The organism is Nocardioides sp. zg-1230 (genome assembly GCF_013155335.1).
In the GTDB taxonomy this organism is placed as follows: domain Bacteria; phylum Actinomycetota; class Actinomycetes; order Propionibacteriales; family Nocardioidaceae; genus Nocardioides.
In genome coordinates, this window is the sequence record NZ_JABJQZ010000008.1 from 206,440 (window position 1) to 228,764 (window position 22,325).

Sequence of the window (22,325 nt, forward strand, 5' to 3'; positions counted from 1 at the left end):
TTGATTCTGACAGTCTGTGTCCATGGGTTTCGGCGACGTCGTGCAGCAGGCCATCCATGCGGGCACCGGGGTGCCGCGGCTCTACGCCGGCGCGACCAGGGCCGGCCTGGAGCCGTCGGAGGCCTTCGAGGTGCTGCGCATCTCGCAGGCCGCCCTACGGGCAGCCGCGACCCACGGCCGCGGCGTCCCGGGACGCACCAACGCGATGCGGCACTTCATGTGGCAGGCGACGCTGACCGCACGGTTCGGGCTGGAGCCCGCCCGCGCTCTCGCGGCCGCGCAGGAGGCGGGCACCCCCAACCGCCGCGACTCGAGCGTGGACGAGAGCAACAACGCCGCTGGGCAGGCCTATGGGGCCGAGCACGCCGAGGACCTCGCCGGGCTGAGCCAGTCCGAGGCGATGTCGAGCCTGGTGCCGGTGGCCCTGGCGATGTGGGAGTCGGGCGAGCTGGTCTGGGTCAGCCCCAGGCGGTGAGCCCGACGCGGTCGTGCTCCCCGTCGGGCCAGACGGCACGCACGACGCCGGCCGCGGCGAGCGCCTTGCGGCAGCCGGGGCAGGGCGGGTCGGTGATGTACGCCGTAGCGCCCTTGGTGTCGCGCGTCGCGAACAGCAGGGCGTTGACCTCGGCGTGGATGGCGATGCAGAACCCGGGAGTGCCGGGCCGGTCGTAGTCGCCGAGCCCCGGCACGTCGTCGTACCCGAGCTGGCCGCGTGGGCACGCCCCGCCCAGGCAGTCGTCCTCCCCGGGCGCGGCGCCGTTGTAGCCGGTGGCGATGATCCGGTGGTCGATCGTGAGGACCGCCCCCACCCGTCGACGCGTGCACTTGGCGCGCGCGGCGACGGCGTCGGCGATGCCGAGGAAGTAGTCGTCCCAGCCGGGGACGACGTGGCCGGGACTCTCTCCGGTGCTCTCGCTGCTCGGTGCGCTCACGGAAGCACAGACTGCCCGATCTCGCCCGGGTTGTAGGCCACTTCCCACCGGAAGCCGTCGGGGTCCGCGAAGTAGCCGGAGTAGCCGCCCCAGTCGCGCTCGCTCGCCTCCCCGACCTGCGAGGCCCCGGCGGCGCGGGCCTGCTCGAGGACCGTGTCGACGCCCTGGGTGGTGGCGAGGTTGTGCGACAGCGTGACCGGCGGTACGCCGCCGCGTGCCGGCGCCTGCCCGACCTCGGCGACGAAGCCGCTCTCGGTCCACAGGCTCAGCACGACCTTGTCGGCGACCTCGAACATCAGCACCTCCCCCGGCACGTCGATCGCCGGCTCCCAGCCGAGCCCGTCGACGTAGAAGCGTCGGGTCACGTCGAGGTCGGTCACGACGAGGGTGATGAAGCTGACGCGCTGGTCCATGTCACTGCTCCTTGTCCGGTGCTGCGGCCTGCGGCGGGCGAGCGGCCAGACGGGCGCGCTGACGACCCGTGTCGTCGAAGTTGCCGTCGTCGAGCCAGTCGTCGAGGGCCTGCCGCACCCGCGGCCACTCGCGGTCGGTGATCGAGAACCAGTCGGTGTCGCGGTTGCGGCCCTTGTAGACGAGCGCGTTGCGGAACCGGCCCTCCCAGACGAAGCCGAGCCGGAGCGCGGCGCGCCGCGAGGCGCCGTTGAGGCTGTCGCACTTCCACTCGTAGCGGCGGAAGCCGAGGTCGTCGAACGCGTGCCGCATGAGCAGCGCCATCGCCTCGGTCGCGGCGCGGCTGCGCTGGAGCTGGCGGCCGTAGGCGATCGCGCCCACCTCGATCGAGCCCATCTCCTCGTCGATGCGCATGAGCGAGCAGAACCCGGCCGCCCGGTCCGTCTCGACGGGGACGACCGCGTAGGTCACCCGGCCGGGGTCGGCGGCCGCCTGCTCGACGATCGTCGCCAGCTGGTCGCGGTCGCGCGGACGGTCCCAGGACAGGTAGGTCCAGACCGGGTCGTCGTCCTGGCGGCACAGCGCGCGGAACAGGTCGTCGACGTGCTGCGGACCGATCGGCTCGAGCCGGACGCCTCTGCCCTCGAGGACCCTGTCCTTCGTCGGTGCCGTCGCACCCGCCCACTCGACCGGACGGCCCAGGGGCTGGCCGTGCTCGTTGGTCGTCCGGGTCCGGGTCGCCGAGAGCCGCACCCCCACCGGCCCGGTCATCGCAGCGCCTCCGCGACGGCCGCCATGCCGCGCTCGACCTCGTCGAACGACGTCGACAACGGCGAGAGCCCCAGCCGCAGGCCGCCCGGGTCGCGGTAGTCCGGGATCACGTCGCGCTCCCACAGCAGCGCGGTGACCTCACGCATCCGGTCGTGGTGGAGCGTCACGTGACCGCCACGCCGCTCGGGGTCGCGCGGGGAGGCGAGCGTGACCTCGGGCAGCGTCGCGTCGGCGAGCTCGACGGCGTACGACGTCAGGGCGACGGACTTGGCCCGGATCGCCTCGATTCCGGCCTCCTCGACCAGCGCCAGCATGTCCTGCATGGCGACCATGCCGAGGATCGGCGGGGTGCCCGAGATGAACCGGCGCATGCCCGGCGCGGGCGTGTAGCCCGGCCCCATCAGGAACGGGTCGGCGTGGCCCATCCACCCCTGGATCGGCTGGGTCAGCCGGTCCTGGAGGCGGGCGTTGACGTAGCCGAAGGCCGGCGACCCGGGGCCGCCGTTGAGGTACTTGTAGGTGCAGCCGACGGCCAGGTCGGCGTCCCACTCGTCCAGGGCGACCGGGACCGCACCGGCGGAGTGGCACAGGTCCCAGAGGACCAGCGCGCCCGCGTCGTGGCAGATCCGGGTGAGCTCGGGCGCGTCGGCCAGCCAGGCGGAGCGGTAGGCGACGTGGTTGAGCACGACGAGCGCGGTGCGCTCGCCGACGGCCTCGCGGAGCTGGTCGGCGGTGACGCCCTCGGACGTGTCGACCTCGATCCAGCGCAGGGTCAGTCCGCGCTCGGCGGCGATGCCCTCTGCGACGTAGCGGTCGGTGGGGAAGTTGTCGGTGTCGATGACGAGCTCGGTGCGGTCCGGGTCGGTCCGCACGGCGTGGTCGACCGCCGCGCGCATCAGCTTGTAGAGCCACACCGTGGTGGAGTCGCCGATCGCGGTCTGGCCGGCGGCCGCACCGAGGCACACGCGCGCCAGGTCGTCGCCGAGGGTCGTCGGCAGGTCCATCCACTGCTCGTCCCAGCCGCGGATCAGCCGTCCGCCCCACTCCTTCTCGACGAACTCGGTCAGCCGGTCCGCCGTCGCGGCGACGGGGCGGCCGAGGGAGTTGCCGTCGAAGTAGACGAGGTCGCTGGCCGCCCCGACGAAGCGGTCGCGGAACCGGGCGAGCGGGTCGGCTGCGTCGAGCTCTGCCGCGCCCTGCTGGATGGAGGAGGTCACCACGGCAACCTATCCCCGACCGGTCCGCGCGGTGGGCCCGGCCGTCGGTCAGTAGCAGACCGCCCCGTGGGCGGCGCTCTGGACGACCTTGCGGTACTTCCCCAGCACGCCGCGGGTGTACTTCGGCGGCAGGGGCTCCCAGCCCTCGGCGCGCGCGGCGAGCTCGGCCTCGTCGACGTGCACGTCGAGGGTCATGTTGGCCACGTCGAGGGTGATCTGGTCGCCGTCGCGGAGGAACGCGATGGGACCGCCGTCGCTGGCCTCGGGGGCGATGTGGCCGACGCACAAACCGGTCGTGCCGCCCGAGAACCGGCCGTCGGTGATCAGCAGGACGTCCTTGCCGAGGCCGGCGCCCTTGATGGCCCCGGTGATGGCGAGCATCTCGCGCATCCCCGGACCGCCCTTCGGGCCCTCGTAGCGGATGACGACGACGTCGCCGGCGGCGATGGCACCCTCGGCCAGGGCGTCGAGCGCCTTGCGCTCGCCGTCGAAGACCCGGGCGGTGCCGGTGAAGGTGGAGTCGTCGAAGCCAGCGCTCTTGACCACCGCGCCCTCGGGCGCCAGCGTGCCCTTGAGGATGGTCAGCCCGCCGGTGGCGTGGATCGGCCGGTCGAGCTGGCGCAGGATCTCGCCGTCGAGCGGCTTGGGGTCGAGGCCGGCGAGGTTCTCCGCCATCGTCTTTCCGGTGCAGGTGAGGACGTCACCGTGGAGGTGGCCGGCGTCGAGCAGGGCCCGCAGCAGCACCGGGATCCCGCCGACGCGGTCGAAGTCGGTCCACACGAAGCGGCCGAACGGCTTCATGTCGGCCAGGTGCGGGACCGTGCGGCCGATGCGGGTGAAGTCGTCCAGGGTCAGGTCGACCTCGGCCTCGCGCGCGATGGCCAGCAGGTGGAGGACGGCGTTGGTCGAGCCGCCGAGCGCCATCGCCATCGCGATCGCGTTCTCGAAGGCCGGCCGCGTCATGATCTGGCGGGCGGTGATCCCCTGTCGCAGCATGTTGACCACGGCTTCCCCGGACTTGTGCGCGAAGCCGTCGCGGCGACGGTCGACCGCCGGCGGGCTCGAGCTGCCCGGCAGGGACATGCCCAGCGCCTCGGCGACGCTGGCCATCGTGTTGGCGGTGTACGCCCCACCGCAGGCGCCCTCGCCGGGACAGATCGCGCGCTCGATCTCGTCGACCTTCTCGCGGCTGATCTTGCCGGCCAGGCAGGCGCCCACGGCCTCGAAGGCGTCGATGATGGTGACGTCCTTGCCGTCGACCTGGCCCGGCATGATCGTCCCGGCGTAGAGGAAGACGCTGGCCAGGTCGAGCCGCGCGGCGGCCATCAGCATCCCGGGGAGCGACTTGTCGCACCCGGCCAACAGGACCGATCCGTCGAGACGCTCGGCCATCATCACGGTCTCGACCGAGTCGGCGATGACCTCACGGCTGACGAGCGAGAAGTGCATGCCCTCGTGGCCCATCGAGATGCCGTCGGAGACCGAGATGGTGCCGAACTCGAGCGGGAACCCTCCTGCGGCGTGCACGCCGTTCTTCACGGCCTTGGCGAGCCGGTCGAGCGAGAGGTTGCAGGGGGTGATCTCGTTCCAGCTCGACGCGACGCCGATCTGGGGCTTCTCCCAGTCGTCGTCGCCCATGCCGACCGCCCGGAGCATGCCCCGGGCCGCAGCCTTCTCGAGCCCGTCGGTGACGTCGCGGCTGCGAGGCTTGATGTCGGGTCCGTCGGCTGCGTGGGTCATGCCTGCAGGTTAGTGGGCACGCCTGGTGTCGCCGCGTCGTGTCTCATGTCGATCCGGCGGCGGTCTCACGCGGCGGTCTCACGCGGCGCGCGGGCGGCAGCGCTCCACCCGACGCTCGTCGAGGTACCGCACCTCGGCGACGAGCTGGTGCACCGCAGGATGGTCGTCCGGGATGCCGTACAGCTCCCGCTCAACCGCCTTCCAGAAGGGCGAGGCCTGGTAGCGGATGGCCGGGTCGCCGACCCTCCTCGACCGGTCACGCCAGGCGAACGCCTCGACCGAGGTCATCGACCGCAACCGGCGCGGCACCCACCACCCCGTCGCCCGCAGGTCGACGTGAGCGGGATACCGGCTGCCGGCGTGGGTCCTGGCCCCGTCGGCACGCATCGGGCCCACCTCCTCGCCCTGCTCGTCGCGGACGGTCGCCCGCAGCCGGGCCATCCGCAGCAGCTGCTCCACCACGCACGATCGCGGGCTCGTGCGCCCGGTCTCCCAACGCGCCACCACCGACTGGGACACCTTCAGGAGCGCCGCAAGACCCCGCTGCGAGACGTCCAGGATCCTCCTGATCCGGCGGATCATGCCGGGCATCCCGCCGTCGAACGGTCCCATGAACCAGTAGTCCCGCTCGGCCTGCGTCCAGTTCGCCATCGAGTCCCAGGACGCGCGATCGATCTCCTCGGCCGCGAGCTGCTCGCCACCTTCGCCCGCCCCATTCACGTCTTCCATCGGGTCCACCCGTCTTCTGCTGCCCCGGCACCCGCTGTCGGGCACCTCGTACCTCCAGCACAGACCCGGACGCCGACATCGAGGCAGCCGTCATCCACAGACGCCTCTGGTGACCTTGGATTCGGCCGCCTGTGGACACTTAGGGGCCCCGACGGTCGCCCCGTTTCGCCGGGGGCACGCACGCCGGCTCCGGAGCCGCGCCCTTGCCGGCGAGTCGCTCACAGACTCACCGGCAAGAGTCTCCGCTGGCGGGGGCGCAGGACGGGTCGAGGACGTGAGTCCCTCAGAGACTCACGGGCAAGAGTCCGGCCCGGTCAGGCGGTGTGCTCGGACTCGCGCTTGAGGGCGGCAAGGCCGCGCTCGAAGTCCTTGCCGATCGACTTGTCGAAGAACAGCTTTCCCATCAGGGACATCATCGCGTTGCGACGACCGGTGATCGTCCACGTGACGTCGGTGGCGTCGCCGTCCGGCGCCAGCGCGAAGCTCATGACGTTGGACGCCTTGAACGGCTTGAGGAACTCGAGGTCCGCGACGAGCGAGGTCGGCGTCGACCCGGTGATCCGCATCTCGCCCTCGCCGGCTTTCTTGTTGCCGGACCAGTGGTAGGTCGATCCGACGCCGTGATCCGGGCCCGAGTACTCGCGGTCGAGGTCGGGGTCCACCCCCTCCCAGGGCGACCACTTCTGCCACTCCCGGAAGTCGTCGACCAGCGCGTGGATGCGGTCCGGCGGCGCCTGGATGGTGGTGCTCCGCGAGAGCGAGAAGTCGGCCATGACGGGAGTCTGGTCCTCAGCCGATCCGGTTCACGAGAGCTTCGCGGCGCGGACCACGAGCACGTCCGGGAGGTCCTTGTGGATCTCCTGCCACGACGCGCCCTCGTCGGGCGAGGCCCAGACCCCGCCGTTGCGGCCGCCGAAGTAGAGCCCCGGTCGGTCGTGGTCGTCGGCACACAGCGCGTCGCGCATGACGGCCGTGTAGTAGCCGTCGGGCAGGATCCCCTCGCCCAGCGGCTCCCAGGACGACCCGGCGTCGGTGGTGCGGTAGACCCGTGCCTTGCCGTCGACGGGCCAGCGGGCCTCGGCCCCCGTGATGGGGAAGTTGTACGCCGTGTCCGCACGGCGGGGGTGGGCCACCATCGCGAAGCCGAACTCGGTCGGCAGGCCCGGGGCGATGTCCTGCCAGGAGGCGCCCCCGTCGTCGGAGCGGTAGACGCCGCCATGGTTCTGGAGGTAGAGCCGATCGGGGTCCACTGCGTCCCGCGCCACCTTGTGCACGCACTGGCCGAACTCGGGGTAGTTGCGCTCACCGGGGAAGAACTCCGCCTTCACCCCGGTGTTCGACGCCCGCCACGAGGACCCGCCGTCCTCGGTGACGTAGACGCCACCCGTGGACAGCGCAGCAAGCACGCGTGAGGGGTCGGAGGGGTGGGGCAGGATCGTGTGGAAGGCCTGACCGCCGAAGCCCTCGTTCCACTCCGGGCGGTGGGGGTGGTCCCACAAGCCCCGGACGAGCGAGAAGGTCTCGCCCCGGTCCTCGGAGCGGAAGACCGCGCCGGGCTCGGTCCCGGCCCAGACCACGCCGTCACCCCCGTCGGCCGACGGGCCCGGCTGCAGCTGCCACACCCGGGCCAGCGTGGCGCCGGTGTCCTCGGGGAAGCGGGCGGCTCCGTTGGGCGTCTCGTCCCACGTGGCACCGAGGTCATCGGAGCGCCAGACCTGTGGCCCGAGCCAGCTCGACGAGGCGCCGGCGAGCAACCGGGGCGCGCTGCCACGAGTATCGACCATGACGGAGTACACCTCCTCCATCGGGAAGTGGGGCCCCGTCCAGTCCCACGAGGTCCGGTCCTCGTCGGACGTCCCGAGCCACATGCCCTTGCGGGTGCCGACCATGAGCAGCGTGCGCGACATCGGGGCCTCCTGGACGTCGAGGGAGCATGACTATTCCGATTAGGAACACTACTCTCGGAGAACGATGAGTCAAGACGTCCCGGTGACGGGTTATGCGATCCTCGGCCTCCTCACGTTCGGCGACGAGCTGACGGGGTACGAGGTCAAGCAGCGCGCCGATGTGACGCTGCGCTTCTACTGGGTCTCCCCCGCGATGAGCCAGATCTACACCGAGCTGCGGCGGCTCACCGGGCTCGGACTGGTGCGGGCCGACGCCCGCGCGGACGGCGGCCGCGAGGTGACGACGTACGCCATCACCGACGCCGGGAAGCAGGCGCTGCGGGAGTGGATGGACCAGACGCCGGCCGGCTTCCCCGTCCTCAAGCACACCGTGCTGCTCCGGCTGCTCATCGGTCACGCCAGCGAGCCCGAGCAGACCCGGCGGATGCTGCTCGACTACCTCGACGAGCTCGACAGCGCCATCGCCGACCTCGGCCAGGTCCGCGAGGCCCTCCGCGGCGCGGACCGACCGGGGGAACCCTTCCGGTTCCCGTCCCTGGTCGCCGACTGGGGCCTCGACTACTTCGCCGCCGAGGGACGCCACGCCCGCCGTGCACTGGACAGCCTCGAGGAGGGCAGCTTCGAGAAGGGCACAGCGGGCTGAATAGGCTGGCCCGGTGATCCAGCGACCGAGCCAGACCCTGCTCGGCCCCGTCGGGCTGGTCCTCGTTGGCATCCTGTCGGTCCAGCTCGGCGCCGCGATCGCGAAGGGGCTGTTCGGCGAGATCTCCCCCACCGCCATGGTGTGGCTGCGGCTGGCGACCAGTGCGCTCGTGCTCGCGGCCGTCGCGCGGCCACGGCTCAGCGGCCGGACCCGGCGCGACTGGCTGGTGGTGCTCGCCTTCGGCGCCAGCCTCGCCACGATGAACTGGGCGATCTACCAGTCCTTCTCCCGGATCCCGCTCGGCATCGCGGTGACGATCGAGTTCATCGGTCCGTTGACCCTCGCCGTCCTCGGTTCCCGGCGCGCCCGCGACCTCGTGTGGGTGCTGCTGGCAGGCGTCGGGGTCGCCTTCCTCGGCTTCCAGCGCACGGGGCTGGACCCGGCCGGTGTCGCGTACGCCCTCCTCGCGGGCGCGGCCTGGGCGGCGTACATCCTGCTCAGCGCCAGCACCGGCCGGCGGTGGTCCGGGTTCGACGGGCTCGCGGTGGCGAGCATCGTGGCGGCGATCGCGATGACGCTGCCGGCGCTGCTCACGGCGGGTACGTCGCTGTGGGACGGCCGCGTGCTGCTGATCGGTGCGCTCGTGGGACTGCTCAGCTCCGTCATCCCCTACAGCTGCGAGCTCGTTGCGCTGCGCAGCCTGCGGCCCGCGGTCTTCGGCATCCTGATGAGCCTCGAGCCGGCCGCCGCCGCGCTCGCCGCGATCGTCGTCCTCCAGGAGCACCTGTCGCCGCTGCAGTGGCTCGCCATCGCCTGCGTCGTCGTCGCGTCCATCGGCGCGACCCGCTCGGGTGCGAACCCGAGCGAGCCGCCCGGGCACCACGACGACGACCATTCGGCGGCGCACGGCACACTGGCGACATGACAGCGGGCCGCGTGAGACCTCGACTGGTCCTCGGTCCGCCCCTCCTCTCGCTCGCCCTCCTCCTCGGCGCCTCGGGCTGCTCGAGCCCCGACGAGGAACCGATCCCGCGGGTCACGCAACCCACCGACCTGCCGAGCCAGCCGACGCCCAGCGACAGCCCCGAGACCGACGCGGAGTCGCCATCCGCCTCCCCCGACCGTGGCGGCCCGCCCCAGGTGGCCGACACCCTCGTCGAGGGTCTCGAGGTGCCGTGGGGCGTGGACTTCCTCCCCGACGGCCGGGCGGTCGTGACCGAGCGCATCTCCGGACGGGTCCTCCGCGTCGGCAGGGACGGTGCGGTGACGCCGCTGGGAACGGTCCCGGGCTCCGTCCCTCAAGGCGAGGCCGGACTCCTCGGCGTCGCCGTCTCCCCCGACTTCGACACCGACCGGACCCTCTACCTCTACCTGACCACCGGCACCGACAACCGGGTGGTCCGGGCCGAGCTCGACGGCAGCCGCCTCGGCCGGACGACGGTCGTCCTCGACGGGATCCCGGCAGGTTTCATCCACGACGGAGGCCGGATCGCCTTCGGCCCCGACGGCCACCTCTACGTGACGACCGGCGAGACCGGCGACCCCGAGCTGGCCCAGGACCCGCAGAGCCTGGCCGGGAAGATCCTCCGGATCACGACCGACGGCCGGCCCGCGCCCGGCAACCCCGACCCCGGGTCCCCGGTCTGGTCGCTCGGCCACCGCAACGTGCAAGGCCTGGCGTGGGACGACGAGGGGCGCCTGTGGGCCTCGGAGTTCGGCGACTCGGAGTGGGACGAGCTGAACCTGGTCGAGAAGGGCGGCAACTACGGCTGGCCCCGCGTCGAGGGCGCCGGCGGGGACGCGTCGTACGTCGATCCGCAGCTGGTCTGGCCGGTCGACCAGGCGTCGCCGAGCGGGCTGGCGTTCGCCGACGGCCACCTGTGGATGGCGGGCCTGCGCGGGCAGCGACTGTGGCGCATCACCGTCTCCGGGAAGGGTCAGGCGTCGAAACCGCGGGCGTTCTTCACCGAGGACTACGGGCGGCTGCGCACCGTCGCCGCCGCGCCGGACGGACTGCTCTGGCTGACGACGTCCAACCGCGACGGGCGCGGCGAGCCGGCTCCGGCCGACGACCGCATCCTCCGCGTCCGCCCCTGACGCCCCGGGCGCGACCGGTCAGGCGGGATGTACGACGGCGCGGCGGGCCGCCCGGCGCAGCGTGGTGAGGATCGCCGGGCCGAGCACCACGATCGCGATCCCGGTGGTGATCGCGCGCCCGGTGTCCCAGCCGCCGGTCGAGGTGAGGAGCGTGTAGACGAGGAAGCGGTGCGCGTTCTCCAGCACCGGCGCCCCGGCGACGTAGGCCAGTGAGCCCTCGTGCCCCGGCACCGCGATGCCGAGCGCGAAGGGCCAGAAGCTCAGGTTCATCAGCAGGCCGTAGAGGTAGGACGCAACCACCGCGTAGACGACAAGCATGGTGATCTCGGCGCGGCCGGTGATGCGACGGGGCAGCAGGCCCGCCCCCATACCGACCCAGGCCGCGCAGACCATCTGGAACGGCAGCCATGGTCCGACACCCGCGGTGAGCAAGGCCGAGGCGAACAGTGACGTGCAGCCGAGGGCGAAGCCGAACCCGGCGCCGAAGACGCGGCCACCGAGCACGAGGAGGAAGAACACCATCTCGATGCCGGCCGTCCCGGCACCGAGCCCGCGCATCACCGCGTTGATGGCGGACAGGACGCCGAGCACGGCCAGCACGCGCGAGTCCATGCCGCCCTCGCCCATCTCGGCCAGCACGACCACCATGACCAGCGGCAGCAGCGCGAGGAAGAGGAACGGGGGCTCGACCCTGTCGCCGGGCCGTGCCTCGAGCAGCAGCGGCCAGCACAGCATCATCAGGCCGGCGAGGGACGCGAGGACCAGCACGGCCGCCGTGCGCGGGCCGATCGGCAGGGCGACCGGCAGCTGCGCGCCGGGCCGGGCGCTCGAGCGGGTGCGTTCGAGGATGCTCATGGGCGCCCGCCTCCCGCGCGGGCGCCCATCGCCGCGGCGACCTCCTCGACGACCAGCCACGGCGGTCCGAGGACCTTGGTGACCTGCGGGGCGAAGGACGGCGACTCGGCCAGCACCCGGCGCGGCGTGCCGCTGGACACGACCTCGCCCTCGGCCATCACGACCACCTCGTCGGCCACGTGGGCGGCGAACTCGACGTCGTGCGTGGCCAGGAGGACGGCGTGGTCGTCGGCGGCGAGGTCGGCGACGATGCGCGCCAGCTCGGCCTTGCCGGCGTAGTCGAGGCCGCGGGTCGGCTCGTCGAGGAGCACCACCGGCGGTCGGGCGGTGAGCACGATCGAGAGCGCCAGGGCGAGTCGCTGCCCCTCGGACAGGTCGCGCGGGTGGATGGTCTCGTCGATGCCCGGGGCGAGCCGGTCGAGGAGGCCGCGGCAGGTCCCGGGCTCGATCTCGGCGCCGGCGTCGGCGGCGGCGCACTCCTCCGCGACGGTCTCGAGGTAGAGCAGGTCGGCGGCGGTCTGCGGCACGAGGCCCACGTGCGTACGCCGCTGGGCGGGCGCGAGGTCGGCCGGGTCGTCGCCCGCGACGTTCACCGTCCCGGAGCGCCGCTTGCCGGAGCCCTGCAGCGCCCAGATCAGGCTGGACTTGCCCGAGCCGTTGCGGCCCATGAGCACGGTGACCCGGCCCGAGGACAGGGTGAGGTCGACCTGACGGACGGCGACGTGCGAGCCGTGCACCACCGTCACCCCACGCGCGGCGAGCAGCGGTTCGGCCGCGAGGTCGGGCGTCGGCTCGGGCGGGGCGATCTCGGGCAACGAACGGGCCCGGCGGCGCGCGTCGCGCACGGTGAGGGGCAGCGGCTCCCAGCCGGCGAGACGGCCCAGCTCGACGAGCGGCGGAGCGACGGGCGAGTCGACGAGGACCGTGTGCGGGTCGTCCACCCGGATGCCGCCGTCACCGGTGACGAGGCAGATGCGGTCCGCGAACGGGACCACCCGCTCGAGCCGGTGCTCGGCGAGGAGCACCGTCAGTCCGAGGTCGTGGACCAGTCGGGTGATCGTGGCGAGCACGTCCTCGGCTGCAGTCGGGTCCAGTGCCGAGGTGGGCTCGTCGAGCACCAGCACGCGGGGGTGGGCGGTCAGCACCGCCCCGATCGCGACCCGCTGCTGCTGCCCGCCGGAGAGGGTGCGTAGGTCGCGCGCCCGCAGGTCGGCGATGCCGAGCAGGTCGAGGGTCTCCTCGACCCGGCGCCGCATCGTCTCCGGGGCGGTCCCGAGCTGCTCCATGCCGTAGGCGAGCTCCTCCTCGACCGTGTCGGCGACGAACCCGGCCAGCGGGTCCTGTCCGACGTAGCCGACGAGGTGGGCGCGCTCGCGCGGCGGCTGGTCCACGATGCTCCGCCCGTCGAGCAGCACGTCGCCGGTGAGCACTCCGCCGGTGAAGCGCGGCACCAGCCCGGTGACGATGCCGAGGAGCGTGGACTTGCCGACACCCGTGCGACCGGAGACGAGCACGAGCTCCCCCTCGTCGAGGGAGAGGTCGACCCCGGCGAGCACCTGGTGCTCGTCGTAGCGGAAGCCGATGTCGCGCAGCGCGATCACGCCGTGCCCGCTCATGCGGCCACCTCCTGGCGGACCGGTGCGCTGGCGGGCACCGGCGTCGCGACGGCAGGCAGTGCGCCGAGCACGCCGAGCGCGAGGGCGAGGGGCGAGAGGTAGGGCATGACGTCGACACCCGGGTAGGCGACGATCGCCTGGGTGCGGCCGACGTACCAGCCGAGCACGGCGACCGCGACGCCGACGCCGACGGTGAAGAGCTCCGCACCGCGCCACGCATCAGGGCGGTAGCGGGTGCGCTGCACCCGGCGGCCGGCGCTGACGAGCCCGACGACGGCCACCGAGACGCCGACGCCGAGCATGGGGAGCGCCAGCACCTGCGGGGCGGTCGGGTCGAGCCAGGCGTAGGTCCCGACGCAGATGCCGGTCAGGGCCAGGAGCAGCAGCGAGCCGGTCACCCACCGCTCCCGGACGGTCGCGCCGCCGGACCGGCCGTAGCCGCGGGTGTCCATCCCGGCGGCGAGCGACAGCGACCGCTCGAGCGCGTCCTCGAGGACGGGCACGAGGAAGCGGCGCAGGCGCCCGACGCCCGAGGTGGCGCCGCCGCGCAGTGCCTGGGCGGCACGGACCCGGCGGGCGCTGTCGGCGAGCTGCGGGAAGATCGTCACCGCGACGACGAGGGCGGTCCCGATCTCGTAGAGCGCCGGCGGCACCGAGGCGAGCAGGCGCTTGGGGTTGGCGAGGGAGTTCGCGGCCCCCACGCACAGGATGACCGCGGCGAGCCGCAGGCCGTCGTACAACCCGGCCAGCAGGGCCTCGCTGGTCACCGGCCCGAGCAGCCGGATGCCGGCCGCCCAGTCGGGCAGCGGGATCTCGGGCAGGTCGAGCAGCACGTGGCCGACCTCCTGGCCGCCGAAGATGATGCGGAAGACCACGCGGATGACCACCGTGAACGCGGCCAGCATGGCGTAGAGCCGGAACGACCGGCCGAAGGGGTGACCGGACCGACGTGCCATCACCACCACCGTCGCCGACCCCATGATGAGGAGCAGCAACAGCGGGTTGGTGGTGAACGACGCCGCGGTGGCCAGCCCGATCGCCCAGGACCACCAGGCGATCGGGTGCAGGTCACGCGGCAGGGCCGCCGGTCCGGTCACGACGCGTCAGACCCCCCGTCTACGACGCGCGACGACCGCGCTGACCGCGATCGCGACCACGAGCAGCCCGAGCACGCCCCAGGTGAGGGCGGCCGGCACCCGGGCGGGGCTGTCCGCCTGCGGGTCGACCGCCTCGGAGGACGCGCTCGACGCTGAGTCCGCAGGAGACTCAGAGGTCGAACCGGAGGGGTCGCCCCCGGCACTGGACGGTGAGTCGCTGGGAGACCCATCGTCGTCCGAGCCCTTCTTGGAGCCCTTTCCGGCGCTGCTCTCCCGGTCGCCGTCGGCCCCGCCCGCGGCGGCTGCGCGCCGTGAGTCTCCAGGAGACTCACCGCCCACTGGCGATTTTGACGGCTCGGCGGACGCCGAGGTGGAGGCGGATGCCGACGGGGACGACGAGGACGAGGGAGTCGACGGGCTGGACGATGGGCTGGAGGTCTGGCTGGACCCTGAGCCACCCGAGCCGCTCCCGCCGGAGGGGGACGACGGGCTGCTGGGCTCGGAGCCGCTGCCCGACCCGCTGCCCGACCCGCCGGACCCGCTGCCCGACCCGCCGGACCCGGTGCCGCCCGAGCTGGGCGAGGCGGTCGGCGAGGTGGTCTGCGACGGGGATGAGGTCGCCGTCGGGGTGGGCGTCGGCGTCGGCGTGGCCGTCGTCTTCGTCACCGGCGGGGCGACGCTGGGCGGGACGCTCGTCGAGGTCGTGCGGTCCTGCTGCCACGACCACCCGACCGAACCGCCCGCCGGCACGGTGAGCGAGCCGACGCCGTAGGACGCGTAGGTCCACGACGCCTTCGACCCGTCGGCCCACCACAGCCCCCAGTAGGCGTTCGCGGGCGAGGTGTTGACGCACGGGTCGCTGGTCGGGACGCCGTTGACGCGGCACACGAACCCGGCCTGCCGGGTCGCGTAGGTGATGTCGACGCCGACCGAGGCGAAGATCGCCGCGGCGCTCTGGCCACCTCCGTCGGCGGCGCAGGCCGTGACCATGCTGCCGCCGAGCTCGCGGTAGTCGACGACGACGCTGACGCCGCCCGAGGACGCACACGTGGCGGCGCCGGCCGCCGGGGCCGACCCGAGGACGAACCCCGGGGCGGCCACCAGCAGCAGCGCGACGAGCACACGGCGCGCGGCGTAGGCCGTCATCGCAGGGTCACCCGCGTCGAGCCGGAGCGCAGGTCCGGGAACTGGCCGACGGCGCGCACCCGCACCTTCGCCCGGCCGTCCGGCAGCGCGACGCGCGTGAGGAAGCGGCCCTTGCTGTTCGCGCGGCCCTTGGCGAGCACGCGGCCGGCGACGACGAGTCGCACCTTCTCGCCCGCGACGAGACGCCGGACCAGCACACGCGTGCGGGGACCGTCGCTGGCGAGCGCGGAGACCTTCAGCCTGCGCTTGCCCAGCACCCGGGTGCCGTCGGCGACCTGGCCGTCAGAGCCAAGCAGCACGTAGGCCGCGGTCGTCGTCGCCTTCGGCAGGGTGACCGTGCGGGTCAGCGCACCGTCGGAACCCGCCACGATCGTGGTGTCGGCGAGGCCGGGGCCGCGCAGCACGAACCGTGCACCGGGGGCAGCGCCGATGACCTCGAGGGCGACCTTGCTACCGGCCTTGCGGAAGCCGGCCGGGCCGACGAGGCGCACGCCCACGACCGAGCCGCGCGCGGCGTCGGGCTGGGCAGCCTGTGCGGGCTGTGCGGGCTGTGCGGGCTGGGCCGCGGAGCGGACGGCGACGGTGTGGGTGGTCGCGCCGTCGTGGCCGGTCAGGGTGTACGTCGCGGGCCCGGCTGCAGCGGGAAGCGTGACCGGGGCCTCGAGGACGCGGTCGGCGCCGACGACGACCGTGCGGCTGCCGTCGATGCCGGGACCGGTGAGGCAGAAGCGGTCGCCCACGGTGCCGCCGGTCGCGGACAGGGTCGCGGTGCTTCCGGGCTCGCTGCCGGTGGAGGTCACCGCGAGCGCCGTCGCCGAGCCGCGGGCGTGGGTGAGGCCGGCGACCGCCTGCACGGTCGCGCGCCACCACTGGTCGCGGGCCGCGCCGATGCCGTTGGCGGAGGCACTGTCCATCGCCCCCCGGTCGTAGGCGAGGGCGCCCTCCTCGCCGGCGAGCGGCGAGGTCGAGGGCTGGGGCCCGACCTGGAGGGAGGAGACCCACTCGGCGGCGCGGCCGGCCTGCTCGCAGGTCCCGGCGGCGGCGAGCGCGCTGGCCGCGAGCCCGGTGCTGTTGGTGTTGGGGTCCGGGGTGAAGGGGCTGCCGACGAAGGAGCCGTCGGCCTTCTGGGTCGCGCCGAGCCAGGCGACCGCCCGGGCGAGCGCGGCGTCCACGGCAGCGGAGCGCGGCGTGGTCGCAGCGAGCTGGTTGACGACGTACGCCGTCGTGTCGGTGTCGGTCGGGTCGGTCCCCTCGACGCACGACTGGCCCGCCGCGGACGCGTCGGCGGTGAAGAAGGTGCGGAAGTATCCGGAGGAGCACTGCTGCTCGAGCAGGAAGCCGGTCGCCGCGGCGGCCTTGTCGGACCCGGCCACCGACAGCCCGCGCACGGCGAGCGCCTGGCTGAAGGTGTTGGCGTAGTCGTCCCACCCGGGGGCAGGCGAGTAGTTGACGACGCGTCCGGCGCTGGGGCCCGAGGCCGTCACGGTCTTCTCCACCTCGGCGACGAGGTCGTACCCGCCGTAGGTCCGCGGATCGGCGCCGGAGACCTGCGCGAAGACGAGCGACTTGGCGAGCTCGCCCGCGAGGCGGAAGCTCGGGTCGCCGTACTGACCACCGGTGACGTACTCCTCGACGCGGCTCGAGAGCGACGAGCGGATCTGGCGGACCATGGCCTGGTCGCCGCCGACCTCGTCCATGCTCAGGCCGATGTCCATCGTCATGCCGAGGTCGTCGAAGTCGTAGGTGTCGTTGTGGATGACGCCGTTGGTGAGCTGGGTGGCGAGCCACCCGGTGCCAGCGCGCGCGGCGCTCGTGGCCGGCGCGTCCGTGGCAGCGCTTGCCGCGGGGGCGAGCAGGGGCTGGCCGAGCGCGGTGGCGGCGACGGTGAGAGCGAGGCCCGACAGGGCGGTCCTCGACGCGGAGAGCTTCATGGTTCCTTCCCTCGCTGCAACAACGAGGGAAGCGGCATGCACCGGTCCGCCCCCGCTGCATTCCTCGACAGCGATGGTGATCAAGACGCGTCGAGGCAGGTGTTCCGGCTCGCACGGGATCGCTCCCGTGCCCACGGTTGCGGGTCAGCGCCGGTTTCGGACCGGCTTTCCCCAGCTCGGGCGTGTGTGGTGCCGACCCGGTCGGGTGCGGCGTGCGCAGCCTAACCCCGTCCGGAGTCCGAACGCACGTCGGCCCGGCGTCGCGAGACGCCGGGCCGACCGTGGTGTGACGGGTGGAGCTGGTGGATCAGTTGCGGACCCGGATCCACGTACGCGCCTCGTCGTCCGAGGTCTTCACGAGACCCACACGACGCTGGTTGCCGGTCGGCAGGCGGAGCTTGCGCACGATCTTGGTGCCCTTCGTCTTGCCCTTGACGCGAAGGAAGTCACCCTTGACCTGCATGCAGGCGCTCTCGCCGGGCGCCAGCCCGTAGACGCGGAACTGGACGCGCTCGCCGGCACGGGCCTGCTTGCGCACGGACTCGATGCGGAACCTGTCCTTGCTCGCCGGGGCGAACTGCAGGCCGAGGATCGCCTGGGCGGTGGCACGGCGCCACTCGTCGCGACCCTCGGCAGGGATGCCGGTGGCCTTGCTTGCCTTGGACCGGTCCTTGCGGAAGGCGACGGCACCGGTGTCCTTGGTCAGCGCCGTACGGCACTTGTACTTGTCGACGGGCTGGTTCTTGCGGACCCAGAGCGCCGCCTTCTGCGCTGCGTCGGACTGGCGCATCAGGCCGAGGGCGTAGCCACCGAGGGCGGTGGTGTTGGTGTTGATCTGCGCGTCGGCGCCAGAGCTGCGGATGGCACCGCTGTTGCGCTGCCGGTCGACCAGCCAGGCGCTGGCCTTGTCGAGGGCGGCCTTGACCGCCGGAGAGTTGTCGTGCGACTCGATCAGGTTGATCATCGCGAGCGCGGTGGCGTCCGGGTCGAGCTCGCTGCCGGGCGCGCCCTCGGTGCACGACTGGTTGGGGACGTTGGCCTTCTCGAAGTTGAGTCGGAAGTAGCCCGACGCGCACTGCTGCTTCAGCAGGAAGTCGCGTGCCGCGCCCGCCTCGGTCGACCGGGCGAGTGACAGCTCACGCACGGCGTAGGACTGCCCCACGACGTTGGCGTAGTTGCCGAACTCCGACTTGTCGAAGATCCGGCCGGCGATGGCCGCGGCCTGCGGCTCGGCGGCCGGGTCCGCCGGCACGTCGGCCGTGCGCTGCTCGAGGCGCGCCAGCAGGTTCTTGCCGCCGTAGTCGATCGGGTTCTCGCCCGCGGCGCGGATGAACGCGGCGGCCTTGCCGAGCGCCCCGGCGTACGACTCCTTGGTGCCGTCGCCGACGTACTCGTCGACGCGCGGCTTGAACGCGGCGTTGATCGCCGCGACGCCGGCCTCGTGACCCGGGACGCTGTGCAGCGCGAGGCCGGTGTCGAGAGTCAGCCCGTAGTCGGGTCCGTTCGAGCCGACCATCAGCCCGTTGGCAAGCTCGTCGGTGATCCAGTCGGCCGCGACGTTGGATGGCGTGCTGTCGGTCTTCACGCCTGCCTTGGCAGCCCGGAGGGCGGACGAGACGTCCGCCGTGGCCGGCGGAGCGGCGAGCACTCCGGCGCCCAGGGCGACGGTCGACAGGACGACCGCTGCTGATCGGATGGGTCGAATGCGATGGTGCATGACTTCCTTTCCACTCGCCGAGGCCGTCCGGACCGCATGATGCGGCCGACCACGTCCCCCGATGCTGCGAGCGTCTTGGTTGGCGATGTGACCAGTGGGACTCGCCAGCACACTAACAAGTTGTCTAGACCGCGAGTTTTTCGAGGATCAGCTCCCGGACCCTGCCGGCGTCGGCCTGGCCGCGCATCTCCTTCATCACGGCGCCGATGAGGGCTCCCGCAGCGGCGACCTTGCCGTCGCGGATCTTGTCGGCCACGTCGGGGTTCGCGGCGATGGCGTTGTCGACGGCCGCACCCAGCGCACCGTCGTCGGAGACGACCGCGAGGCCGCGCTTCTCCACGACCTCGTCGGGCGTGCCCTCACCGGCGAGGACGCCCTCGAGGACCTGACGGGCCAGCTTGTCGTTGACGACCTTCTCGTCGACCAGCGCCTGGACGCGGGCGACGTCGGCCGGCGTGATCGGCAGGTCGACGAGGTCCACGCCGTCCTCGTTGCTGCGCCGGGCGAGCTCGCCGAGCCACCACTTCCGGGCGGCCTGCGGGGCGGCGCCCGCGGCGATCGTCTCCACCACCAGGCCGAGGGCTCCCGCGCCGATGGTGTCGCGCATCTCGAGGTCGCTGAAGCCCCACTCTGCCTGCAGCCGCGCACGACGTACGGTCGGGTTCTCCGGCAGCGTGCCGCGCAGCTCCTCGACCCACTCGCGGCTCGGCGCGACCGGCACCAGGTCCGGCTCGGGGAAGTAGCGGTAGTCCTCCGCGTCGGACTTCACGCGGCCGCTCGTGGTGATCCCGGTGTCCTCGTGCCAGTGGCGCGTCTCCTGCAGGATCGAGCCACCCCCACTCAGGATCGCGGCATGGCGCTGCATCTCGAAGCGCACGGCCCGCTCGACGGAGCGGAACGAGTTGACGTTCTTGGTCTCGGTGCGGGTGCCGAGGGTGCCGCTGCCCTTGGGCGAGAGCGACAGGTTGACGTCGGCACGCAGGTTGCCCTGGTCCATCCGGGCCTCGGAGACGCCGAGGGCGACGATCAGCTCGCGCAGCTGCGCGACGTAGGCCTTCGCGACCTCGGGCGCCTTCTCGCCGGCGCCGAGGATGGGTCGGGTGACGATCTCGATGAGCGGGATGCCGGCCCGGTTGTAGTCGACCAGCGAGTGGTCGGCGCCGTGGATGCGGCCGGTGGAGCCGCCGACGTGCAGCGACTTGCCGGTGTCCTCCTCCATGTGGGCGCGCTCGATCTCGACCCGGTAGATCTCACCATCAACGTCGACGTCCATGTATCCGTCGAAGCAGATCGGCTCGTCGTACTGCGACGTCTGGAAGTTCTTCGGCATGTCCGGGTAGAAGTAGTTCTTCCGGGCGAACCGGCACCACTCGGCGATCTCGCAGTTGAGCGCGAGGCCGATGCGGATGGCCGACTCGACGGCCTTGCCGTTGACCACCGGCATCGCGCCGGGCAGGCCGAGGCAGGTCGGGCACACGCCCGCGTTGGGCTCGCCGCCGAACACGGCCGGGCAGCCGCAGAACATCTTCGAGGCGGTGTTGAGCTCGACGTGGACCTCGAGCCCGAGGGCCGGGTCGTAGGCCGCGAGGACGTCGTCGAAGGGCATCAGGGCTGTGTCGTTCGTCTGGGCGGTCATCGCTCGGTCTCCAGTTCGGGTGCCTTGTCGAGCAGCGGGCCGCCCCACTGGTCGGCGTACAGGGCCTCGAGGGCGGCACCCACGCGGTAGACGCGGTCGTCGGCCAGGGCGGGGGCCAGCACCTGGAAGCCGCTGGGGAGGCCGTCCTCGTCGGCGAGGCCGTTGGGGACCGAGATCCCGGGCACGCCGGCGAGGTTGGCAGGGATGGTGGCGAGGTCGTTGAGGTACATCGCCATCGGGTCGTCGAGCTTCTCCCCCAGCTTGAAGGCCGTGGTGGGGGCGGTCGGCGAGACCAGCACGTCGACGTCGGCGAAGGCGGCGTCGAAGTCGCGGCTGATGAGCGTGCGGATCTTCTGGGCCTGGCCGTAGTAGGCGTCGTAGTAGCCGCTGGACAGGGCGTAGGTGCCGAGGATGATGCGGCGCTTGACCTCGTCGCCGAAGCCGGCGTCGCGGGTGGCCCGCATCACCTCCTCGGCGCTCGGGTCGCCCTCGGGGGTCACCCGGAGGCCGTAGCGCATCGCGTCGAACTTCGCGAGGTTGCTCGACGCCTCGGCCGGGAGGATGAGGTAGTAGGTGGCGAGGGCGTGCACGAAGGACGGGCACGACACCTCGACGACCTCGGCGCCTGCCTTGACCAGCAGGTCGACAGACTCCTGGAAGCGCGTCATGACGCCGGGCTGCCATCCCTCGCCGGCGAGCTCGGTGATGACGCCCACCTTGACGCCGGTCATGTCGCCGGCCGAGCCGGCGCGCGCCGCCTCGGTGAAGGACGGCCAGTCCTGCTGGATGGACGTGGAGTCGCGCGGGTCGTGCCCGCCGATCACGTCGTGCAGCATCGCCGCGTCGAGCACCGTCCGGGTGACCGGACCCGCCTGGTCGAGACTGTTGGCGAGCGCCACCAGGCCGTAGCGCGAGACGCCGCCGTAGGTCGGCTTCACACCGACGGTGCCGGTCACGGCGCCGGGCTGGCGGATCGAGCCGCCGGTGTCGGTGCCGATGGCGAGGGGCGCCTCGAAGGCCGCGACGGCGGCGGCCGAGCCACCTCCGGACCCCCCGGGGATCCGGTCGAGGTCCCACGGGTTGCGGGTGGGGCCGTAGGCGGAGTGCTCGGTGGAGGAGCCCATCGCGAACTCGTCCATGTTGGTCTTGCCGAGGATCGGCAGGCCGGCCTCGCGCAGCCGCGACACGACGGTCGCGTCGTAGGGCGGGACCCACCCCTCGAGGATCTTCGAGCCGCAGGTGGTCGGCAGGCCACGGGTGGCGAGCACGTCCTTGACCGCGACCGGTACGCCGTCGAGCGGGCCGCGTGCCTCGCCGCGGGCCCGGCGGGCGTCGGACTCGGCGGCCTCGGCGAGGGCGCCGTCACGGTCGACGTGCAGGAAGGCGTGGACCGCCCCGTCGACGGCGTCGATGCGGTCGAGGTGTGCCTCGGTGAGCGCGACGGAGGTGAGATCGCCCTCGGCGAGGCCCTCGGCGAGCGCGGCAGCGGTGCTGCGGGTGACGTCGCTCATCAGGCCTCCTCGCCCAGGATCCGCGGGACGGAGAAGCGCTGGTCCTCGACGGCGGGGGCGCCGGCCAGCGCCTCCTCGGCCGTCAGGCCCGGCACGACGACGTCCTCGCGGAAGACGTTGGTCAACGGCAGGGCGTGGGAGGTCGGCGGCACGTCGTCGCCTGCGACCCCGTTGATGGAGGCCACCGACTCCAGGATGACGCTCAGCTGGGGCGCCAGGTGGTCGAGCTCGGCGTCGGAGAGGTCGATGCGGGCGAGCATGGCCAGGTGGGCCACCTCGTCCCTGGAGATCTCGGGCATGGGGTTGATCCTAGGTCCCCGCCCCGGCCGCGCCCGCCCCCGGTCGGGACCGTGGTCCGCAACGTCCCGA

At 72.8% G+C, this 22,325-nt stretch carries 21 protein-coding genes and 1 riboswitch; of the genes, 4 read left to right on the top strand and 17 right to left on the bottom strand.

Features of this window, described 5'->3' with window-relative positions; genetic code table 11:
• Nucleotides 1–22: 22 nt before the first annotated feature.
• Entirely contained in the window at nucleotides 23–475 is a 453-nt protein-coding gene (locus HOO61_RS20305) for a hypothetical protein (RefSeq protein ID WP_172259044.1), read from the top strand.
• Here the strand turns inward: HOO61_RS20305 and HOO61_RS20310 are convergent.
• The 8 genes from HOO61_RS20310 to HOO61_RS20345 all read right to left on the bottom strand — a co-directional run bounded on the left by HOO61_RS20310 (nucleotide 459) and on the right by HOO61_RS20345 (nucleotide 7,707).
• On the bottom strand, nucleotides 459–932 hold the full coding sequence (locus HOO61_RS20310) for a deaminase (RefSeq protein ID WP_172259043.1): 474 nt from the start codon (nucleotides 930–932) through the stop codon (nucleotides 459–461). The two genes, HOO61_RS20305 and HOO61_RS20310, sit on opposite strands and share 17 nt — an antisense overlap.
• Entirely contained in the window at nucleotides 929–1,345 is a 417-nt protein-coding gene (locus tag HOO61_RS20315; RefSeq protein ID WP_172259042.1) for a VOC family protein, read from the bottom strand. Before HOO61_RS20315 ends, HOO61_RS20310 begins: the two co-directional genes overlap by 4 nt.
• A 1-nt stretch (nucleotide 1,346) precedes the next feature.
• Nucleotides 1,347–2,114, bottom strand: coding sequence for a GNAT family N-acetyltransferase (locus HOO61_RS20320; protein ID WP_172259041.1), 768 nt, complete (start codon nucleotides 2,112–2,114; stop codon nucleotides 1,347–1,349).
• On the bottom strand, nucleotides 2,111–3,331 hold the full coding sequence (locus HOO61_RS20325; protein ID WP_367650142.1) for a kynureninase: 1,221 nt from the start codon (nucleotides 3,329–3,331) through the stop codon (nucleotides 2,111–2,113). The genes HOO61_RS20320 and HOO61_RS20325 overlap by 4 nt, the downstream gene beginning before the upstream one ends.
• 48 nt (nucleotides 3,332–3,379) lie before the next feature.
• A complete protein-coding gene (gene ilvD / locus HOO61_RS20330; RefSeq protein WP_172259039.1) occupies nucleotides 3,380–5,071 on the bottom strand; it encodes a dihydroxy-acid dehydratase in 1,692 nt (563 codons plus the stop codon).
• Nucleotides 5,072–5,149: 78 nt separating this feature from the next.
• Nucleotides 5,150–5,800: a helix-turn-helix transcriptional regulator gene (locus HOO61_RS20335; RefSeq protein ID WP_172259038.1), complete on the bottom strand. Its 651-nt coding sequence runs from the start codon at nucleotides 5,798–5,800 to the stop codon at nucleotides 5,150–5,152.
• A 314-nt stretch (nucleotides 5,801–6,114) separates the two neighbouring features.
• A complete protein-coding gene (locus tag HOO61_RS20340) occupies nucleotides 6,115–6,573 on the bottom strand; it encodes an SRPBCC family protein (protein WP_172259037.1) in 459 nt (152 codons plus the stop codon).
• A gap of 30 nt (nucleotides 6,574–6,603) precedes the next feature.
• The gene (locus HOO61_RS20345; RefSeq protein WP_172259036.1) at nucleotides 6,604–7,707 is read right to left on the bottom strand and encodes an exo-alpha-sialidase; all 1,104 of its coding nucleotides are present in this window, start codon (nucleotides 7,705–7,707) and stop codon (nucleotides 6,604–6,606) included.
• A 64-nt stretch (nucleotides 7,708–7,771) separates the two neighbouring features.
• Between HOO61_RS20345 and HOO61_RS20350 the strand changes: the two genes are divergently transcribed.
• From HOO61_RS20350 to HOO61_RS20360, 3 genes are read left to right on the top strand one after another with little or no spacing between them, the layout of a single operon-like run.
• The gene (locus HOO61_RS20350) at nucleotides 7,772–8,350 is read left to right on the top strand and encodes a PadR family transcriptional regulator (protein WP_172259035.1); all 579 of its coding nucleotides are present in this window, start codon (nucleotides 7,772–7,774) and stop codon (nucleotides 8,348–8,350) included.
• A 13-nt stretch (nucleotides 8,351–8,363) separates the two neighbouring features.
• Nucleotides 8,364–9,275, top strand: coding sequence for a DMT family transporter (locus HOO61_RS20355; protein ID WP_367650141.1), 912 nt, complete (start codon nucleotides 8,364–8,366; stop codon nucleotides 9,273–9,275).
• Complete coding sequence (locus HOO61_RS20360; protein ID WP_172259034.1) at nucleotides 9,272–10,447, top strand: sorbosone dehydrogenase family protein; 1,176 nt, start codon at nucleotides 9,272–9,274, stop codon at nucleotides 10,445–10,447. The genes HOO61_RS20355 and HOO61_RS20360 overlap by 4 nt, the downstream gene beginning before the upstream one ends.
• Nucleotides 10,448–10,465: 18 nt before the next feature.
• Here the strand turns inward: HOO61_RS20360 and HOO61_RS20365 are convergent, their stop codons facing one another.
• The 9 genes from HOO61_RS20365 to gatC all read right to left on the bottom strand — a co-directional run bounded on the left by HOO61_RS20365 (nucleotide 10,466) and on the right by gatC (nucleotide 22,255).
• A complete protein-coding gene (locus HOO61_RS20365; RefSeq protein WP_172259033.1) occupies nucleotides 10,466–11,302 on the bottom strand; it encodes an ECF transporter S component in 837 nt (278 codons plus the stop codon).
• On the bottom strand, nucleotides 11,299–12,918 hold the full coding sequence (locus HOO61_RS20370; RefSeq protein ID WP_172259032.1) for an ABC transporter ATP-binding protein: 1,620 nt from the start codon (nucleotides 12,916–12,918) through the stop codon (nucleotides 11,299–11,301). The genes HOO61_RS20365 and HOO61_RS20370 overlap by 4 nt, the downstream gene beginning before the upstream one ends.
• Nucleotides 12,915–14,015 (bottom strand): CbiQ family ECF transporter T component, encoded by a 1,101-nt coding sequence (locus HOO61_RS20375; protein ID WP_172259031.1) that lies wholly within the window; start codon nucleotides 14,013–14,015, stop codon nucleotides 12,915–12,917. The genes HOO61_RS20370 and HOO61_RS20375 overlap by 4 nt, the downstream gene beginning before the upstream one ends.
• A gap of 6 nt (nucleotides 14,016–14,021) precedes the next feature.
• Entirely contained in the window at nucleotides 14,022–15,161 is a 1,140-nt protein-coding gene (locus tag HOO61_RS20380) for a hypothetical protein (protein ID WP_172259030.1), read from the bottom strand.
• Complete coding sequence (locus tag HOO61_RS20385; RefSeq protein ID WP_172259029.1) at nucleotides 15,158–17,092, bottom strand: hypothetical protein; 1,935 nt, start codon at nucleotides 17,090–17,092, stop codon at nucleotides 15,158–15,160. Before HOO61_RS20385 ends, HOO61_RS20380 begins: the two co-directional genes overlap by 4 nt.
• A gap of 76 nt (nucleotides 17,093–17,168) precedes the next feature.
• Nucleotides 17,169–17,308, bottom strand: a riboswitch (cobalamin riboswitch).
• A gap of 91 nt (nucleotides 17,309–17,399) precedes the next feature.
• Nucleotides 17,400–18,809 (bottom strand): prenyltransferase/squalene oxidase repeat-containing protein, encoded by a 1,410-nt coding sequence (locus HOO61_RS20390; protein WP_172259028.1) that lies wholly within the window; start codon nucleotides 18,807–18,809, stop codon nucleotides 17,400–17,402.
• Between the two features lie 124 nt (nucleotides 18,810–18,933).
• Entirely contained in the window at nucleotides 18,934–20,445 is a 1,512-nt protein-coding gene (gene gatB / locus HOO61_RS20395; RefSeq protein ID WP_172259027.1) for an Asp-tRNA(Asn)/Glu-tRNA(Gln) amidotransferase subunit GatB, read from the bottom strand.
• Entirely contained in the window at nucleotides 20,442–21,956 is a 1,515-nt protein-coding gene (gene gatA, locus HOO61_RS20400) for an Asp-tRNA(Asn)/Glu-tRNA(Gln) amidotransferase subunit GatA (RefSeq protein WP_172259026.1), read from the bottom strand. Before gatA ends, gatB begins: the two co-directional genes overlap by 4 nt.
• Nucleotides 21,956–22,255: an Asp-tRNA(Asn)/Glu-tRNA(Gln) amidotransferase subunit GatC gene (gene gatC / locus HOO61_RS20405; protein WP_172259025.1), complete on the bottom strand. Its 300-nt coding sequence runs from the start codon at nucleotides 22,253–22,255 to the stop codon at nucleotides 21,956–21,958. Before gatC ends, gatA begins: the two co-directional genes overlap by 1 nt.
• Between the last annotated feature and the right edge of the window lie 70 nt (nucleotides 22,256–22,325).

What these genes read in the sequence shown, in the direction of transcription:
- HOO61_RS20305 (WP_172259044.1), top strand. Translation starts at nt 23, where the DNA reads ATGGGTTTCGGCGACGTCGTGCAGCAGGCCATCCATGCGGGCACCGGG.
- HOO61_RS20315 (WP_172259042.1), bottom strand. Translation starts at nt 1,345, where the DNA reads ATGGACCAGCGCGTCAGCTTCATCACCCTCGTCGTGACCGACCTCGAC.
- HOO61_RS20320 (WP_172259041.1), bottom strand. Translation starts at nt 2,114, where the DNA reads ATGACCGGGCCGGTGGGGGTGCGGCTCTCGGCGACCCGGACCCGGACG.
- ilvD (WP_172259039.1), bottom strand. Translation starts at nt 5,071, where the DNA reads ATGACCCACGCAGCCGACGGACCCGACATCAAGCCTCGCAGCCGCGAC.
- HOO61_RS20335 (WP_172259038.1), bottom strand. Translation starts at nt 5,800, where the DNA reads ATGGAAGACGTGAATGGGGCGGGCGAAGGTGGCGAGCAGCTCGCGGCC.
- HOO61_RS20340 (WP_172259037.1), bottom strand. Translation starts at nt 6,573, where the DNA reads ATGGCCGACTTCTCGCTCTCGCGGAGCACCACCATCCAGGCGCCGCCG.
- HOO61_RS20345 (WP_172259036.1), bottom strand. Translation starts at nt 7,707, where the DNA reads ATGTCGCGCACGCTGCTCATGGTCGGCACCCGCAAGGGCATGTGGCTC.
- HOO61_RS20350 (WP_172259035.1), top strand. Translation starts at nt 7,772, where the DNA reads ATGAGTCAAGACGTCCCGGTGACGGGTTATGCGATCCTCGGCCTCCTC.
- HOO61_RS20360 (WP_172259034.1), top strand. Translation starts at nt 9,272, where the DNA reads ATGACAGCGGGCCGCGTGAGACCTCGACTGGTCCTCGGTCCGCCCCTC.
- HOO61_RS20365 (WP_172259033.1), bottom strand. Translation starts at nt 11,302, where the DNA reads ATGAGCATCCTCGAACGCACCCGCTCGAGCGCCCGGCCCGGCGCGCAG.
- HOO61_RS20370 (WP_172259032.1), bottom strand. Translation starts at nt 12,918, where the DNA reads ATGAGCGGGCACGGCGTGATCGCGCTGCGCGACATCGGCTTCCGCTAC.
- HOO61_RS20380 (WP_172259030.1), bottom strand. Translation starts at nt 15,161, where the DNA reads ATGACGGCCTACGCCGCGCGCCGTGTGCTCGTCGCGCTGCTGCTGGTG.
- HOO61_RS20385 (WP_172259029.1), bottom strand. Translation starts at nt 17,092, where the DNA reads ATGAAGCTCTCCGCGTCGAGGACCGCCCTGTCGGGCCTCGCTCTCACC.
- HOO61_RS20390 (WP_172259028.1), bottom strand. Translation starts at nt 18,809, where the DNA reads ATGCACCATCGCATTCGACCCATCCGATCAGCAGCGGTCGTCCTGTCG.
- gatB (WP_172259027.1), bottom strand. Translation starts at nt 20,445, where the DNA reads ATGACCGCCCAGACGAACGACACAGCCCTGATGCCCTTCGACGACGTC.
- gatA (WP_172259026.1), bottom strand. Translation starts at nt 21,956, where the DNA reads ATGAGCGACGTCACCCGCAGCACCGCTGCCGCGCTCGCCGAGGGCCTC.
- gatC (WP_172259025.1), bottom strand. Translation starts at nt 22,255, where the DNA reads ATGCCCGAGATCTCCAGGGACGAGGTGGCCCACCTGGCCATGCTCGCC.